Annotated in this window: 16 protein-coding genes and 1 pseudogene; all 17 read right to left on the reverse strand. The window is 42.1% G+C overall.

Annotated features, from left to right (window positions below; translation table 11 throughout):
* Positions 1-4: 4 nt before the first annotated feature.
* Positions 5-1,255 (reverse strand): acyl-CoA dehydrogenase family protein, encoded by a 1,251-nt coding sequence (locus EPH95_RS04220; RefSeq protein ID WP_227004044.1) that lies wholly within the window; start codon positions 1,253-1,255, stop codon positions 5-7.
* A complete protein-coding gene (locus EPH95_RS04225) occupies positions 1,252-2,637 on the reverse strand; it encodes an MFS transporter (protein WP_142087637.1) in 1,386 nt (461 codons plus the stop codon). The genes EPH95_RS04220 and EPH95_RS04225 overlap by 4 nt, the downstream gene beginning before the upstream one ends.
* An 86-nt stretch (positions 2,638-2,723) precedes the next feature.
* Positions 2,724-3,503: an enoyl-CoA hydratase/isomerase family protein gene (locus EPH95_RS04230; protein ID WP_142087639.1), complete on the reverse strand. Its 780-nt coding sequence runs from the start codon at positions 3,501-3,503 to the stop codon at positions 2,724-2,726.
* A gap of 20 nt (positions 3,504-3,523) precedes the next feature.
* A pseudogene (locus tag EPH95_RS04235) lies at positions 3,524-5,121 on the reverse strand (long-chain-fatty-acid--CoA ligase).
* A 53-nt stretch (positions 5,122-5,174) separates the two neighbouring features.
* A complete protein-coding gene (locus EPH95_RS04240) occupies positions 5,175-5,951 on the reverse strand; it encodes an SDR family oxidoreductase (protein WP_142087641.1) in 777 nt (258 codons plus the stop codon).
* 30 nt (positions 5,952-5,981) lie between these two features.
* Complete coding sequence (locus EPH95_RS04245; protein ID WP_142087643.1) at positions 5,982-6,458, reverse strand: thioesterase family protein; 477 nt, start codon at positions 6,456-6,458, stop codon at positions 5,982-5,984.
* A gap of 584 nt (positions 6,459-7,042) precedes the next feature.
* On the reverse strand, positions 7,043-7,246 hold the full coding sequence (locus EPH95_RS04250) for a biotin/lipoyl-containing protein (protein WP_142087644.1): 204 nt from the start codon (positions 7,244-7,246) through the stop codon (positions 7,043-7,045).
* A gap of 69 nt (positions 7,247-7,315) precedes the next feature.
* Positions 7,316-8,779 carry a sodium:solute symporter family protein gene (locus tag EPH95_RS04255; RefSeq protein ID WP_142087646.1) on the reverse strand — a complete coding sequence of 488 codons (1,464 nt, stop codon included), beginning with the start codon at positions 8,777-8,779 and terminating at the stop codon, positions 7,316-7,318.
* 36 nt (positions 8,780-8,815) lie between these two features.
* On the reverse strand, positions 8,816-9,076 hold the full coding sequence (locus tag EPH95_RS04260; RefSeq protein WP_142087648.1) for a hypothetical protein: 261 nt from the start codon (positions 9,074-9,076) through the stop codon (positions 8,816-8,818).
* A 31-nt stretch (positions 9,077-9,107) separates the two neighbouring features.
* Positions 9,108-9,548, reverse strand: coding sequence for a hypothetical protein (locus EPH95_RS04265; RefSeq protein WP_142087650.1), 441 nt, complete (start codon positions 9,546-9,548; stop codon positions 9,108-9,110).
* A gap of 55 nt (positions 9,549-9,603) precedes the next feature.
* Entirely contained in the window at positions 9,604-11,160 is a 1,557-nt protein-coding gene (locus EPH95_RS04270; RefSeq protein ID WP_142087652.1) for an acyl-CoA carboxylase subunit beta, read from the reverse strand.
* Positions 11,161-11,239: 79 nt separating this feature from the next.
* Positions 11,240-11,974 carry an SDR family NAD(P)-dependent oxidoreductase gene (locus EPH95_RS04275; protein WP_142087654.1) on the reverse strand — a complete coding sequence of 245 codons (735 nt, stop codon included), beginning with the start codon at positions 11,972-11,974 and terminating at the stop codon, positions 11,240-11,242.
* 25 nt (positions 11,975-11,999) lie between these two features.
* Positions 12,000-13,538 carry an acyl-CoA carboxylase subunit beta gene (locus tag EPH95_RS04280; RefSeq protein WP_142091476.1) on the reverse strand — a complete coding sequence of 513 codons (1,539 nt, stop codon included), beginning with the start codon at positions 13,536-13,538 and terminating at the stop codon, positions 12,000-12,002.
* A gap of 86 nt (positions 13,539-13,624) precedes the next feature.
* Complete coding sequence (locus tag EPH95_RS04285; protein ID WP_142087656.1) at positions 13,625-15,259, reverse strand: AMP-binding protein; 1,635 nt, start codon at positions 15,257-15,259, stop codon at positions 13,625-13,627.
* Positions 15,260-15,291: 32 nt separating this feature from the next.
* Positions 15,292-16,272 (reverse strand): NADPH:quinone oxidoreductase family protein, encoded by a 981-nt coding sequence (locus tag EPH95_RS04290; RefSeq protein ID WP_142087658.1) that lies wholly within the window; start codon positions 16,270-16,272, stop codon positions 15,292-15,294.
* Positions 16,273-16,304: 32 nt separating this feature from the next.
* Complete coding sequence (locus tag EPH95_RS04295; protein WP_142087659.1) at positions 16,305-17,351, reverse strand: phosphotransferase family protein; 1,047 nt, start codon at positions 17,349-17,351, stop codon at positions 16,305-16,307.
* Positions 17,348-18,094 carry a 2-phosphosulfolactate phosphatase gene (locus EPH95_RS04300; protein ID WP_142087661.1) on the reverse strand — a complete coding sequence of 249 codons (747 nt, stop codon included), beginning with the start codon at positions 18,092-18,094 and terminating at the stop codon, positions 17,348-17,350. Before EPH95_RS04300 ends, EPH95_RS04295 begins: the two co-directional genes overlap by 4 nt.
* Between the last annotated feature and the right edge of the window lie 12 nt (positions 18,095-18,106).

The raw sequence follows: 18,106 nt of genomic DNA on the forward strand, positions 1-18,106 counted from the left end.
TTAATCAGTTAAAACTTTTATCTCCTTTCAACAATCTACGTGCAATCGTACGTCGTTGAATTTCTGCTGTTCCATCAGGAACTCGCGTTGCCCGCATATGACGCCAAGCTTTTTCGAGTTTCATTTCGTTCGTTAATCCCATTCCTCCGCAAATTTGCATGCAACGATCTACAACGCGAAAGCCCATCTCTGTTGTGAATGCCTTAATCATGGAAATTTCTTTCAAAGGTAATTTTTCTTGGTTTTCCATTTTCCATGCACAATGCAGCAGCATATTACGGCCTGCATATATGTCCATCGCACATTCAGCGAGTTGCATTTGAATCGCTTGATGATTTTCAATCGTAACACCGAAAGTTTTCCTCTGCTTTGCGTAATCCAAGGCAATATCCAAAGCCCATTGTGCGGTTCCAACGCATTGAGCTGCCATGACAACACGGCCAATATCCACACCATGCAAGGCTGCACCAAATCCGTCATGAAGTTCACCGATGATATAAGATTCATGTACGCGTGCATTGTCTAAAGAGATCGTCCCGATACGGCTACCCATTGACCCAAGGTACGGAATCACGGAAGAATTAACACATGTTTCCCCATCAAAAGGAACAAGAAATGTAGAGATGCCACCTTTTCGCTTTGCTACAAGTTCAGGATCAGTAATCGCAAAGATCATCGCATAATCGGCATAAGGGGAATTTGTAATCCATTGCTTTGTACCATTGATGACCCAGTGATCACCGTCCTTTATGGCTTTCGTTTTCATGCCCCACACATCAGAACCTGCTTCCGGTTCACTTAACCCAAAACAAAGCAGTGACTCTCCGCTTGCCAATTCAGGCAACATCTTTTCTTTTAACTCATCCTGCAAACCAAGTAAAACAGGCGTCAGTCCACCCGTAAATAAACCAACGGGGAATATTTCATCAACAAATAAATTTTCCCCATATTTTTTCGTAATAGATTCGTATATTAACGCAACAGCCACGGGTCCAAATTGATCACCATTGCCACCTAGCTCGGGCATGCCAAACATGGTATAAAAACCTGCATCCGCTGATTTCATTCGCACCTCTTTTAATGCTTCCTGTATCTCTTTTGTAAAATACCCATTTTTATCATATAAGTAGCGCTCATCTTCAAGCTCTTTAACAAACTTTTTTTCCAAAGGTTTGATTTCTAATTCAATAAATCGATCTAAGCTGGCAAGCACTTCTTTTATCTCTTCTGGTTCTGAAAAATTGATCATGTTCATTCCCCCATTTGGTTAATTTTGCGTCTTTGCAATTCTGCCACTATTGTTGAGTGTTCCTTATCCAGTTTATAAAACATTAACAAAATAATCAGCAAAACTGCTAAAATAATTGGAATATAAATATTTATCGCCAAAATCATTTCATAGGCTAATGGCGTCTGTTCGGCCTGGCCACCTACATATCCTCCGAAACTTAATAGCCAACCGATTAGGGCAAGTCCGATACCTGAACCGGCTTTAGTTCCAAAACTCGATCCGCTATTGACTAAACCGACTGTCCGAAGACCTGTTTTATATTCTCCGTACTCAGCAGTATCATTAATCATGCCGAAAATGTACGCTTGTGGTGCCATCACACCCAAACCGGCTATGGCTGAACCAATTAAGTATATTGTCAAATTAGCCGGATCAATCCATTTGATTAACTGACCAATGATTAATACAACAACACCTATAAGAGATGCATTTCGTTTCCCAATTTTAACAACGATAGGTCCCATAAATAATAGACCTATAATCATAGGTAAGGTTAAAGCAAGCCCTATGATCGGAACTAAATTGGCATTTCCCAATACTACTTGTGCATAATAAATACCAGAACCTTGCACAAGTGCTACTGTCGCATAAAATACTACGGAAAAAACAGCAGTGATCGCCCAATACTTATTTTTAAATAATGATTTGAAACCCAAAATTAACGGTACATTATCTCCCGAATTAAATGTATTGGGGCCGACTCTCTCCTTTACTGATCTAAATGTTATTAATATTAATACTATAGCTATTGATCCGTATATTGCGGCAACTGCTGTCCAACCAATTAACGCTGCTAATGGTTGAGATAAAACCGCAGCTACCAATGCACCTGAAAAATTTAAAATGCCAGCATAAGTATTTGTTAAAGAGCGACTGTCTTGGTACGGTGTCATAAACCCCTGCAAGGATTTATAGGCAATGGAAACCATTGTATAAAGCAAAACAAATCCCAAATATGTTACATAGGCATATACCAACATACCTGTTTGCCCAAGATCTGGAACTGAAAAAACCAATACAATTGCAAGTGCAAAAGGTACAGCCGTCCATAATAGCCATGGGCGTGCTGAGCCATGTTTTGATTTGGTTTTATCAACAACCACTCCCATAGCTAAATCTGTAAATCCATCAAAAAGCCGGGCAACCAACATTAATGTTCCGACAGCTCCGGCAGCTATTCCTGCGACATCCGTGTAATAATAGGAAAGAAAGTTACCAATTAAATTCCAGGTAACAAAAACACCAAAGGCAGATAACGCATATCCCCACATCTCTTTTTTTGGTGGTCTTTCCACTTCCGAACTGCGCAGATACGTTGATTCCTCTTTATTGCTTTGTTCTAACATACCCTTTGTCCCTCCTTTGTTCAACTTTGATAAGAGATACTTTAAAAGGGAGACACAAACTCCCTTTTAGGTTACGTTGGTGCCCTTTACTGATGCATAAAATTAGGCTTTCTTTTTTCAATGAAGGCTTCTACTCCTTCTTGCACATCTTTAGTCTGAAAAACTTCTTTAAACAGCGTAGCTTCTTTCTCAATCCCTTCTTTTAAATTGACTTCCATTCCGTCATGAACTGCTTGCTTTATTTTTGATAATGCAGGGAGTGATTTTTCCGTGATTTGAAGGGCTAAGTTCATTCCTGTTCTATATGCTTCGTTGCTTGGAACTACACGATTCACTAACCCGATTTTTTCGGCTTCTGCTGCTGTTATTGGTTCGCCTGTATACATTATTTCTTTTGCTTTTGATTCTCCAATGAGCCTAGGCAGCCTTTGAGTCCCGGCGCCACCCGGAAAAAGACCAAGGTTAATTTCGGGAAATCCAATTTGTATTTGTTCTTCTGCGATCCTGATGTCGCATGCTAAAGCTAGTTCACAACCTCCTCCAAATGTGAGGCCATCAAGAACAGCGATCGTTGGCTTGGGCAATTCTTCCATTTCATTTAACATTTGATGCATGAACATGACTTGGTCCCGCATATCCGGATTCTCAATCATTTGAGGAAACTCCTTAATATCAGCGCCAGCCATAAATGCTTTCTCTCCTGTACTGGTTAAGAGCACACAAACTACTTCTTTATCAGCTTTTATTTCAGCCGTAATTGCTTTCAATTCTTTCTGTATCTGTTGGTTCATCACATTTAACGGTGGGTTATCAATCGTTATCACTGCAATCTCATTTTCTTTTTTATAAGTTACGAGTGGATTCATTTTGTTTTTGCTCCTTTATATTATTTTTGATGTGACTCTTCTCTAACTTTCCGACGCAATATTTTTCCGACATTTGTTTTTGGTAATTCTTTTCTAAATTCAATGATTCGCGGCACTTTATAAGGCGCCATATTTTCACGACAATAATCAATTAAATCTTCTTCTTCACAATCATCGTTTAACACAATGACCGCCTTTACCGTTTCGCCACGGTATGAATCCGGAACACCTACAACGACGGCTTCTTGCACAGACGGATGTTCATAGAGAATTTCTTCAACATCACGAGGATATACATTGTAACCGCTTGCAATTATTAAGTCTTTTTTGCGATCGACGATATACAAATAACCTTCCTCATCCATATAAGCGATGTCTCCCGTATACAACCAACCATTCCTAAGTGCGTGTTCCGTTTCTTCAGGCATGTTCCAATAACCCTTCATGATTTGAGGACCCTTAATCACAATTTCCCCCGTCTCACCGCATGCCATCTCTTTTTCTCCATAGCTCAAATCTACAATTTTATAATCGGTAGAAGGCAAACCAATACCCACACTTCCTGGTTTTCTATGAGAAAAATAAGGATTGGTATGTGTAGATGGTGACGTTTCTGAAAGCCCATACCCTTCCAATATCGTAGCTTTGGATTTTTTTTCGAATTGACGTATGATTTCTTTTGGTATCGGTGCACTGCCACTACTACAAAATTTTATGCTTTCAAGGGCATCATTCGTTAAATGGGGCTGATTTAATAAACTGATATACATGGTGGGCACTCCCGGAAAAACGGTTGGCCTGGTTTCTTTGATGGTCGTTAATAATTCTTCAGGTTCAAATCTTGGTAACAGAATATTCATTGCTCCTGCATAGATAGCCAAGTTCATACCTGATGTCATACCATATACGTGGAATAAAGGAATCACTGTAAGGACACGATCTTTTCCAAACTCTAGTGTATCTTTGAAAAACTCTGCCGCTTGCATTACATTTGCCAGCAAATTTCTATGGGTGAGCATCGCCCCCTTTGAACGGCCGGTGGTACCGCCTGTATACTGTAAAACCGCTACATCTTCATTAGGATTAATACTAACCGGTAGAGGTGGCCCCCTACTTCAAGAAATTGATTAAACCCTATGGCAATATCATGATCTGTATTCCTTCCTTCTAAATTCACTTTAATGACATTTTCAATAAGGGTGTCACTAATAATTTGATCTAACACAGGTAGCAAAGGTTCGTATATCACAATTGTCTTCGCCCCGGAATCCATTAATATGTGTTGCAATTCCTTTCCGACAAGCATTGGATTTGTCTGTGTAACAATAGCTCCTGCCTGTAGTGATCCGTAATAACTAATGACAAATTGAGGGCAGTTTGGAAGCATAATCGCCACTCGATCTTCCTTTTGCACGCCTGCTTTTTGCAAAGCAGCAGTAAAAGCATCTGTTAATTCACCAAGTTTTCGATATGTTGTTTCATCGCGGTTAAAGTATAGTGCTATATTGTCTTCATAAGCAGCAATTGACGCTTTTAACATTTGGGGTAAAGATTTATTGGGAATTTCAATTTCCTTTTTTATATGTTCCGGATAAAGGTCTAACCAAACTTTACTCATAAGATGCCCTCCAAATGGAAAAATTTGATGTGATTCGTCCCATGTCGCTATGCTTAAGCGTAAGCATGTGCCCCTCCATCTACGGTTAATATTTCTCCACTCACAAAATCAGAGGCTGTAGAAGCTAAAAACAGCGCTGCACCTTTTAAATCCTCATCATTCCCGTATCTCTTTAATGGCGTTCTTTCCAAGATTGCGTCGCCGCCTTTGTCAAGCAACCCTCGTGACATTTTTGTCGGAAAAAAACCAGGCGCGATGGCATTGACATTGATATTATTTGGACCCCATTTTACCGCCAGATCCTTTGTGAACGTCATAACAGCCCCTTTACTCGTGTTATAACCAATGGTATCCATGATACTTGGATCTGTTCCGCCAAAACCGGATGTAGAGGAAATATTTATGATTTTCCCTTTGTTTTGCTTTAGCATAATCTTCCCTACCTCTAAACTCATATAAAATGTTCCATTTATATTGACATTCATCACTTTATCCCAAGATTCAGTTGGCATGTCTACAACCGGTGCCGCCCATGTTGCTCCGCTGTTATTTACTAAAATATCAATGCTTCCGAAGTGGTCAACCGTAGTCTCTACAACATTTTTTACATCATCGTGATTGGCTACATCACATTTAAATGCCAGCGAATCAACGCCGCGTTTTTTTAATTCCTCACTTTTTTCCTCACACGCCTCCGGTTTTCGGGAACAAACCACAACATTCGCTCCAGCTTCTGCAAATATGTCTGCGATCTGGGCGCCCAATCCTCGTCCGCCTCCGGTAACAATGGCTGTTTTTCCCTCTAGCGAAAATAGATCTTGGATACTCATTATTATCTTCACTCCTTCAATTGTTATATTTCAATGTCTTCGAATGCCAATCTTTTGACCCGTTTCAGAAGGAATAGCATGCCCCTCATGTGCCTTCGCAAGATCTTCTATTGAACTAACAATAGATGATGGAAAAGGGGTTGAACGTCTTTCCTTCATATTTACACACAAAAGCATCTGTTCACTGGTTGCCAACCGTTCGCCTGCATCGTTCTTCATCACGAAAAATACATGCAATAGCTTTTTATCATAGTCTAAGAGTTGTACCGTTACTTTTATCTCTTGTCCGGCATACGCCTCTTTCAAATAACGCAAATGTGTCTCCAATGTATATATAGTATAGTGATGCTTTTCACGAAAATCGTGATCGATGCCAATCGTTATCATTAAACGCTCCACAGCAAGGCTAAACACATTTGCGTACGCAGCATCATACATGTGTCCGTTGAAATCTATCCAATCTGATTGAACCGTGCTTTCTAATAATGGTTTGTCTACATATGACATATTCAGTTCCCTTCTTTCAGTGCTAATGCATCATCTCTGTAAAAATGCTGTCGTGTAATTTCCGTGGATAAAATCTTCATCCAACAATATTTTTTCGAAAATCGAGGCATTATTTTTAATACCTTTGGCCACCTCAAGGATCTTTTCCTGGTTCAAATAAGATTTTTGAGCGGGGGATTCGTCAATATCATAGGAAATTGTTGCTTCTCATACATATGGTAGATTTTTATCAGCTTGAGAATCAACGACCACCGATTCCGATCCCAGTCTTTCTCATGCTTTCAACTTGGAACAGAATCGATCAACTTCAACGTTGTCGGGATAGAAATCAGGCGCGCGCACCATTTTATTTTGGCCACTTTTTAAGATCCATGATCCCGGACGATCGGATTTCCCGAATCCGGTTCTGACCTTGGATTAATCATAGATAAACTGCTCATGGTTCAATCAAATCAAAAGTGGATTTAGTATTTGATCGCGACGCTTACTAAATGTTCGAGCCCAGCTTTTCTTCTACTGAAATATTGCAACAATGAAAGCCGCCAGTTTATTTATCTGTGATATGATTTATGTCTCTGACAGTTTCATGTTTCAATTTCACCTTCATTCACAAATTCACCTTCATTTTTGTAAATAGCATTAATACGACCTTCAACATCTGTTTCGATAGGGATTTCCATTTTCATAGATTCTAAAATGATAAGCTCAGCACCGGCTTCTACCCGATCTCCTTGTTTCACCATTAGTTTCCAAGCGGTTCCGCTCATGCCAGCTTTTACATGTTTCATTTACTTATCCTCACTTTCTTATGATTGTTTAAATTCTTTATTTGTCACCTGTATTATTAAAAATTGAACTTAAACCTCCCTCTCGTGATAAATAGCCATTCGGTTTATGGCTTCTTGAGATGGCTTTTCTGTCAATGCACTTACACTAACCAGTGCAACTATAGACAAAGGTAAGGCAATGAGTATCTCTGAATTATATGGCAGTTCGAATCCAAAAAAGGCTATGAGATAGCTAACGGAACCAACAAGCAGGCCTACAATAGCTCCAGAATGATTGGCGCGCTTCCACCATATCCCTAACACAAGAGGACCGAATAAAGATGCCGCCATAAACCCAACAGCTGCTGTATAAAGTACAACTAAAAAGTCTGGAGGATTGAGTGATAGAACCATTACAACCAAGCCAATCACCCATGTAGATATGGCTGATACTTTTAAAACTTGACGTTGTGTTGCTTTTGGCTTATGCCACCCTTTATATAAATCGTAGGCGACAGCACTACTTACTGCTAATAGCAAAGCATCGACAGAGGACATAACTGCTGCCATTATTCCTGCTGCTAATACCCCCATTATTATAGGTCCAAAAAATTGTTCTGCAATTAAAAGTAACCACATATCTGATGGATTTGCTTCAAGTAATGAATTGCTTAATAGCGCTATAAATGGTGTAACCAATAAAACCGTGCCCACCATTAAAGATCCATAAGTTAACATACCAATATTCATCGATAATTTTGCCGATCGATCATCCGTTGCTGTAAAAATTCGCATTAACAAATGAGGAATGACGCAAACTGCAACCGCCCAAGTAGTAAATGCACCTATATACCCTGCTACTGGCATAGTTTCTCCAACGGTCCCGAGAGCCGGGTTTTCATTTGTGGCATTAAGGAGAAAATCCGGATAGGGCATCGGTAAGTTAATAATTGCGCCTATACATACAATTGATATAAGGAGGACCATCATAGCGCCCTGCAATATATTCGTCCAAGTAACAGCTAACATGCCGCCCAGTGCAACGTAGAGAATGAAAACAAGTGCAATAATAACCACCCCCCATTCATAGGACAGCCCAGTGACATAAGAGCCAATCAAACCACCTGCCGTCATTTGTGACATGAGGTACATGCCCGACCCAATGATAATCACTAAAGGAACAGCTATCTTAAAAAAACTATGCTCGTAACGGTCCACCAAGAAATCAGTGACTGTGAACAAACGAGAATTACGCATGGGTTTAGCTACTAAAACACTAGCCAATGCAAATCCAGCGATTGACCCGAGTGTTTGCCACGTAATAAAAGGGAGCCCAAGTTCCCAGACAGAACCAACACCAGCCATAAATGACCCCCCACTCCCTAAAGCGGCCATTAGAGCTAAAGCATTAACACCAGTGCCAACACGACGCCCAGCAACATAATATTCAGTTGTACTTGATTGCGACGTTTTTATACGCGTTTGTGCATATCTACCCAAAATAATGATAAAAATAAAATACAGAAGCATAATAGATATTTCAATTATTTTCATAATTACCTCCCCCCAACCTATTATTTGAACATTCGTTTATAAATCTTCAGGTATATTCGAATTTCCACCTTTATTCACGCTCTTACGGACGTTTTTTTTCTCCCAAGTTAAGATGAGAGCTAAAATTGGAATGACCAATTGTAATGCAAGCCCAGCCCAGGCAACCAACGATATGTTTAGTATGGTTACATCATAGCTCCATGGCAGCATGAAAACGATTAAAAACAACACAATGAGAATGATGAGAAATCCCTCTCGAAACGGCATCTTGAACCAATTATTATCTTTGGCAGACATATTTCACCCTCCTTTCGTAGTGAAATTCAATTTAATGATTTTGAATCCGCTTCCATTTCCGTCTATTAATAAGCTCCAGCAAAATAGCAAACTGAAACCTCGGGTGCGATCTTATTTTCCAAGGAGCCACTTTCATTCGTTCTGTCAACATTTTTAATAACGTTTTTACTTTTTGTTTGGAGTCGTATTGAATAGATAAAAAAGTAATCCCTCCTAAATTTTGTTTAGAATTCAAGAGAAAAGAAAAAAAACGGGTTAATGGGTCAGCCGAAACATAGATTAATACCAAAGTTAACCTATTTGTTTTAATGATTATTTGTTCATTTTTATTGTCATATATCAGGTTAGGAGGAGCTTTAGTGACTTTAAAATTAATATCCTGTTCTCTCATTATCTCAGTTATCAACTGAAAGATTTCATTTTGTTGTAAACCTACGTAAGCTTCCCATTTTGTTTGATAAAGTGAAAGCATTTATCGCATACTCCCTCTTCTAAGTTTTTTTAAACCTATAAATAAATTGGGGTGCTCAAGGCCTCATCGTATGTGATGACGGCCCCAACAGTTGTGGCAAAAGCCGATAGGCATCATCCACCCATTCACACAACAACGGTCTCGTATCACGAGGATCGATAATCTCTTCAATCCCAAATGATTCAGCTGTCCGAAACGGAGAGCGTATTTCTTCCATGTCGTCCATCAAGCTGTTTAGTAACTGCTCAGGGTTTTCACTCTCTTCCAGTTCTCTTCGGTACGCTACTTGCACGCCTCCTTCGATCGGCAAGGATCCCCAATCACCGGAAGGCCACGCGTAACGTTGATGAAGCCCATGACCGTTGATCATACCTGCCCCACCAACCCCAAAGACTTTTCTGAGAATGATTTCAATCATCGGGACCGTTGCCTGGTAAATGGCCGAAACTGCCCGTACACCTTTTCGAATCGTTCCTTTTCGTTCTTCTTCCACTCCGATAACCATTCCAGGTTGATCGACGAAATTGACGATCGGTAAATGAAACGTTTGGCACAAATCCACGAAACGTTCGATCTTTTCGCTGCTTTCTGCAGTGAGTCCGCCGGCTAAAATATAGGGATCGGATGCCATGTACCCAACCGGATACCCGTATAGTCGTGCGAAACCGGTGACCGTGCCTCTCCCGTAGTATTTTCCCATTTCAAATAGCGACGCATGATCAAATACTTTTTCTAAAATTTCACGAATTTTATATGGCCTCCGCCTGTTTCTCGGAATCGCCGATAGGAGGTCCTCGTCTTTTCTATCCACTTGATCATTCGTCTTTTCATAAGGAGGCAGCTCCCAAACATTTTTAGGGAGATAGGACAAAAACGTTCTGATTTGTTCAAACGCCTCTTCCTCCGATTGAACGATATTATCAACCGCTCCGCTTGAACGGTGAACGTCCGCGCCACCTAATTCTTCTTTTGTTACGTCGTATCCTCTTCCGTGCTTCACAACCTGAGGACCGGCAACAAACAATTGTGACGTGTCTTCGATCATAATGGAAAAGTGTGAAGCCGCTACCCTTGCAGCGCCGAGCCCAGCCACTGAACCTATGGCGGCTGCGACGACGGGAACTTTTCCCATATTGTTCACGACATGATCCCAAGCAGGATTCACAGGCACATAGGTCGCGTTGATGTCGCTAAAACTCTTCACACTGCCTCCGCCACCCGTGCCATCCACTAATCGGACCATCGGCAATTGCAGCTCGCCGGCCATCAATTCCGAGTACACTTGCTTGCGCAGAATGCCTCCATCCGAAGCACCGCCACGAACAGTGAAATCATCTGCCCCGACAACTACTTTACGGCCATTTATTCTTCCAGTTCCTAATAAAAAATTTGCAGGTTGAAACTCTTTCACTTTTCCGTCTTCGTCATAAGTAGCCTTACCAGCTAATGCTCCGGTTTCATGAAAGGTGTCCGTATCCAAAAGCATGTCGATCCGTTCCCGGACGGTATACTTCCCTCTTGAATGATGTTTCGCAACATTTTCCGCCCCTCCCATTTGATGGGCCAGGCGTTCCAATCTTTTGAGTTCATCCACTTCAGGTTGCCAGCTCATAATCTTAGTCTCCCTTACCACATTTTCCGTTAACAGTTTATGATCTTCATACTAAACACTTAGTATGTTAGTTATAGATTTAATGTCCCCCATCAATGACAAGTGTTTCTCCTGTAATAAAAGATGACTCGTCGGAAGCCAAAAATAATACCGCATTTGCAACTTCTTCTGGTTGTCCGGTTCTTCGAAGAGCGTTGGCTTTAGATAAAATGGGCCACTTGTCCGTTTTCTTCCAATCATCTGCCATTTTAGTTTCGATGATTCCCGGAGCAATAGCGTTAACGCGTATATTTTGCCTTCCAAACTCCGTTGCTGCTGTTTTTGTTAGTGCAATAACGCTACTCTTGGAGGCCGAGTAAGCAGAAACGAGCTTTTGTCCTTTTATTCCTGCTATGCTGGCGGTATTAATAATTGAACTGCCTGGTTCCATATAAGGAATGGCATGCTTCATCCCGAGAAATACCCCATTGATATTAATATCCATCACGTGATGCCATTCTTCAAAAGAGACATCAGGCATTTTTTTCTCATCACAATTGACACCTGCGTTATTAAATAAAATATTGAAGGACCCGAAGGCATCTATCGCTTCATCGATCATCCCTTTTACTTCATTAGGTTTAGTGATATCTGAACGAATAAATCCGGCTTCTCCACCTTTTTCATTTATAAGATTTACGGTTGTTTTTCCGGCTTCCTCATCTACATCCGATACCATTACTTTGGCTTTTTCCTCCGCAAACTGCAACGCGACAGATCTGCCAATACCACCCCCGCCACCGGTTACAATGGCAACCTTATCTTCCAAACGCATAACAATCACCTTTTCTTATTTTTGATTAAAACCCAGTCGGCCAATTGGCAAGTCGACGCTCGCTCATTGAACCGTTTCTTTCACATGCATAGTCTAACGTTTGAGACAAAAACTTCCTTGTTTCTCTCGGATCGATAATATCATCAAGCATAAACTTACCCGCTGCTTTATATGGCGAACTGTCAAAGCTCCAAGATTCCAACAGTTCCGCTCTTTCTGTCTCTGGTTGTTCCGATTCTGCCAGCTCACGTCCGTACACGACGTTGATGCCAACTTCCGGTCCTGTAAAATTAATTTCAGCCGTCGGCCACGCCACGACGAAATCAGCGCCCATCGTGGGGCCACACATGTTTCCATAAGCAGCTCCGATGCTTTTGCGAATGACCACTGAAATCTTAGGAACGGTTGACTGGGCGAGTGCTTGATTCCAAACCATAATTTTCGTTGGCATTTTCACCTTCTCAGCTTCACTCGATACGCGAAAACCGGGAGTGTCATGCAGGAAAATAAGTGGAATATTGTAAGAATCACACATAACAATAAAATCCGTTGCCTTTTCACATTCTTTATCTCCTGCGGCACCTGCAAATTTCATCGGTTGATTTGCAATCACACCCACTGTTCGCCCATTCACTCTAGTTAAAACAGTGATAAGAGCTGTTCCATAAGTTGGTTTCATTTCAAAAAATTCATGGTCATCCGCAATGAGCTCGATCACTTTTTTCATATCATAGGCCCTCTGTCTTCGGGTAGGCACAAGGTTAACCACCTCATCCAGGCTTCGGAACGGATCATCGTTTGTTTCTTTAAAGGGCGGTTCTTCCTCGCCATTTAATGGCATGAAATCAAGAAACTGTTTTAACGAAGCGATCACATCTTCTTCATTCTCAGCGAATTGATCCACTTGTCCTGTGTGATTCGCGTGGATTTCCCATCCGCCGAGTTCTTCGTTTGAGACCCTCTCACCTGTAGCAACCTCAAGCATGCGAGGGCCGGCTACTGCCATGGAGGTCCCTTTAAGTTGGGTCACAAAATCCGAGGAAACAGCTGTCCATGTAGGCCCGCCAAAACTATCCCCCAAAATAGCTGTAATCATGGGCACTTCCCGATGATGGGTAAGAAGCTCATTAGGAAAAAGCACTTGGCTTATGCCATCTGAGCCCATCCCATCCGGCATTCTTAAACCTCCGCCTTCCATGAGGTTAAGTAACGGAAATCCACGTTTTATGGCAAAGCCATGAGCAGCTTGTGATTTTCGAAAATAAACCTTTCCTTCTGTTCCGGCAAAAACGGTTTTATCTGCTGCCTGAACGACGATCGGACGTCCGTTTACCTTTGCGAGTCCAATAATAACGCCATCTCCGGCACTTTTTTCTTCACTCCCGTCTTGGTCGGAGTGGGCGAGCATACCCAGCTCCAAAAATGACTCCGGATCAACGAGTTGATCAATGCGCTCCCTCGCGGTGTAATACCCCAATTTGTGCTGGCGCTCAATCTTTTCCTTTCCACCTCCCAAAAGTGCACGTTCTTTCCGATCCGATAGGTCATTAAGTTCCATTTCCATATTTTGTTCTTTGATTGACTTATCCATATATAACTCCCTGCCTTCTCCTATGATTTTCATGATGGTTTAAAAGGAGGAAACCAATTTTATTCCTTTAATAATCTTCGTAACACTTTGCCGGAGCTCGTGGCCGGTAATTGATCAACGAAAGCTACCTCACGAGGATATTTATACGCCGCCATGTGTTCCTTACTCCAGGCAATAATGTCATTCGCAGTAATTTTCTCAACATATTCAGGTTTTAAGACAATAAATGCTTTGACACTTTCGCCTCGTTTACTATCCGGAACACCAATTGCTGCCACTTGAGCAATAGCTTCATGGTCACTCATTAATGCTTCAACATCTTCGGGAAACACGCTGTAACCGGATGCTTTAATCATCTCTTTCACTCGACCATTGAAAGTTAGATATCCTTCATCATCCAGCGTGCCAATATCCCCCGTAAAAACCCAACCGTCGCGTAAGGTAGCTGCTGTTGCTTCGGGGCGATTGAGATACCCTTTAAATACACCAGGGTTTTTCACGGCAATTTCGCCTTGCTTGCCCGGGGGCAAGTCATCTCCTGTTTCCGTATCTACAATTCGGATTTCCGTTTGATAAGTCGGAATTCCGCATGTGCCATATTTGATTTTATCCACAGGCATCATCGTGTCAGCTGTATGCGTTTCACTTAACCCATAAGACGCTTCAAAAAGCAGGCAACCATTTGTAAGTTTTCCCCATGCCTTTGCCAACGGTTCGTCGATGGCCATTCCAAAGCTTGTTGCGAAATTCATTTCCAAGCAAGTCAAATCATGATCTTCTACGTTCGTTTCATTTAATATCGCTGCATTCATCGGGGCTACCGTATACATTTTATTCACTCTGTAACGTTCAATGGCCTGAATTGCAGCCACAGGATCAAAGCGTGTCAATAAAATACAAGAAGTGGATTGATAGACAGGAAGATTGACCCCCATTAGCATACCGGCAATATGGGAGAGCGGGGCGACCGCCAGAGTTTGATCTTCATGTTTTAGTAGATACCCTTGCGCTGCTGCAGCTGTTTTGAATAGTGCATTGCCAAACGTGAGCATCGCTGCTTTAGGCCTTCCGGTAGTACCGGAGGTAAACACCATGAGTCCCACATCTTCCCAGACATCAATAGATGCTATCTCATCGAGTGGCTCTGTAACGGCTAAGTATTCAACTAAATCAAAGGTGTCATCTATCTTTTGTTTTTCTCTTTTAAGTTCATCGGGCAAAGGCAACGTGCGATTTTCAGATAGATAATCCGCATAAGCAGTGGTCAATACAAATTGAAGGGAAGGCGTTTTCGCTCTAATAGCGTCTACTTGATCATACAACTCGTCGCCTGCAATCATTGCCATAATTTCAGCTTCGTTTATGAAATATTCAAGTTCCGATGCTTTATACATTGGATTTAAGGGAACGACCGTTGCGCCCAGCATTTGTATTGCGTAATGACCCAATAAGTACTGAGGGCAGTTTTGCATGTATAATGCAACCTTATCTCCTTTAGCAACTCCCTTGTTTTGAAGAAACTTGGCCAGCCGTCTTGTATCGTCCGCCATTTGATGCCAACTAATCTCATTTCCGTAAAAATTGTATGCCGTTTGATCGGGGTGATCGATCGCATTTTGAATAAGATAGTCATGTAACGGTTTTTCACCAAGTCGGTAATCTAATGGTTCAAGTTCCTTTAAATAAGCATTCATTATTATTCCTCCCTCTATAAAGTCAAAAAAACTTATACATCTACAACCAACTTGCCATATGTCTTCCGATCACCCAGCAAATTCAAAGCATGGGGGACTTCTTCGAACGAGAAATTTTTATAAATCAGAGGTTTTATTTTTCCTTCTTCATAAAATGAGCAAAGCGTATCGTGAATGTTTACCATTTCTTGTTCATACAAACGAGCAAAATATCCCCAGTGCACACCAACAATTGAATAATTTTTGACTAAGGCATGGTTGACCGGGGCTTCCGGAATACGTCCACCAGCAAATCCAATGACAAGCAGTCGTCCGGCAAATGCGGTGCATTTACGAGAACGATCAAATGTATCGCTGCCAACGGGGTCATAAATGATATCTGCCCCTTTTCCGTTTGTTTCTTGTTTTACAATGTCCACGAAATCATCAGCCAAATAGTCTATCGCGACATCTGCGCCTAAATCTTTGCATAATTGGACCTTATCGGGACCTCCCGCTGTAGCAATCACACGTGCGCCTGCAGCTTTACCAAGTTGAATGGCCGCAGATCCAACGCCTCCGGATCCCGCGTGAATCAGTATTACTTCGTCCCTTTTGACGTTCCCGCGATGGTGAAGGGCATAATAGGCGGTTTGATAGGTAATATACATGGCGGCCGCTTCATGAAATGACATTGAATCAGGGACCGAGAACACTTCGTTCTCAGAAACAGAAACCCATTCTGCTAAGCCGCCACTGGGAAGTGCCGGTCTTGCCAGTACCTTTTGCCCAACCTGATAGTTACTTCCATCCCCAACAGCTTCTACGATGCCTGCGATTTCGGCACCCGGTGTAAAAGGAAGGGGAGGCTTTTCCTGATACTTTCCTTGGCATAATAAAATATCGAAGAAATTCAAAGATGCTGCTTTTGTTCGAATAAGAATATGACCTTCATTATTTTCCGGTTTATTTACCTCTTCCAATGATAATGCCTGCTCAGGATCTGCAAGTTCTTTTACTAGCCATGCTTGCATGATTGATGCTCCTTTCATAGTTGGTAAGATCGTTATTTTTCATTTAAAAGATGCCATGAAAATGTAATTAATTTGCTAGTTCTATCGCCAAAATGCTTAAACCGTTCATCTTGCGTCTGGCCGTTTTTCCAGCGAAAATAAATCTGTTGAGAGATGACAGCTAATTTAAAATACGAGAAAATTAGGTAAAAATGGATCGATGAGCAATCCCTGCCGCTTTTTTCCGCATAACGATCAATCAGTTCGCGACGAGTTAAAAAGCCGGGTTTTGTTGTGACCGTTTGGAATGTGGATTGTAAAAGTTCCGGGTCGTCGTCCTGAATCCAGTAACTGAGGACGACGCCGAGGTCAAATAAGGGATCGCCAATCGTTGCCATTTCCCAATCCACGACCGCTTTTATTTCGCTTAGATCATTAGAAAATAAGAGATTATTAAACTTGAAATCATTGTGAATGACCGTCGTCTCCCCGTCTGCAGGGATGTTTTCGGTAAGCCATTTTTTCAGATTTTCATATTCGGGGCTGTCTTCGGTTTTGGCTCGTTCATACCGTTTGAGCCAGCCATAGACTTGGCGTTCCATGAACCCTTCCGGTTTACCGAATTGATGAAGGCCGGCTTGTTCGGTGTCCACGCGGTGAAGCGCTGCCAAAGCATCGATAAATTTAAAGGACAGATCCCTGCCGAGTTCTTTCGTTTCTTGTACGCCTTTGGGCAACTTTCCATCGATAACGACGCCTTCTTTTCGCTCCATGACATAAAACGTGGCATCCATGACGGAAGTGTTCTCCCCGAGCACATACGGTTTCGGTGCCAACGGGAAAACAGGGTTGAGCCGAGAAAGGATCTCGTACTCTCGCTTCATATCGTGGGCTTTCGGCGGCAACGGCCCGAACGGCGGACGGCGCAAAACACCTTGCCACTCGCCGCAAGATAAAAGATAAGTAAGGTTCGATGCGCCTGCGTAATATTGTTCAACTTTTAACGGTTCGTCTTTTGGAATATCATTCAGACGATTGTCCAAAAAGGTTTTCACTTTCGTTATGTCCAGTTCTTCCCCGTTGCGTACGGATTGGGTCATTTTGTCGTTTCACTCCCCTCGTGCAAAAAATTGAGCGATCCATCTTCGTAGAGCTCAACAACCGATGTAGACAATCCCACATCAGTTACAAAATCAAACAGTTCATCCAATCCCAATTTCGTGAAAGTGCGTCCCACGCGCCCTTTCGCCAAAAGCTCTTCAATGACTTCTTTTTTATCGTAGTCATGTTCCAATGCAAAGACCGCAGCATCATTCATACGAACATTCTCCATGTTCAGCCTTGATAAAATAATGCTCGCGCAAACGTAATCTTCCAAGGACATTTGACCGAGCGATCCTGCACAAATGATGTAGACATCTTCCGTCGCGATTTGGTTAAGGTATTCAGCGATGGTGTACGCATTGCGTAAATTTCCAAGCAGTAATTGCTTTGCCGGTTTAGCTTTTGTAATCGCGCGTGTGCCGTTGGAGGACAAAAACACAATGTCGTGGTCCTTAACACGTTCCGGCGTATATTCATCGGGCAAATGGGCACAGTCAAAGCCTTCCACCGGCATTCCGCCCAACTCGCCTCCGGTGAGCACAGCCGGGTGACCGAGGAACTCCTTCGTGCTATGGGCTTCATAAACGCTCTCGACCGGATAAATGCGGCGGGCACCCCGCTCCAAAATGGTGACGAGCGTCGTTGTCGCGAGCATGACATCAATCACCACGGCTGTCGCGTTTTTTAATTTTTCGGGTTGTATTTCTTCAGTCGTAAGCCATAAGTGGCATTTTTTCATATTGAAAATGGT

Origin of the sequence: Salicibibacter halophilus, assembly GCF_006740705.1 — a bacterium.
Lineage (GTDB): Bacteria > Bacillota > Bacilli > Bacillales > Marinococcaceae > Salicibibacter > Salicibibacter halophilus.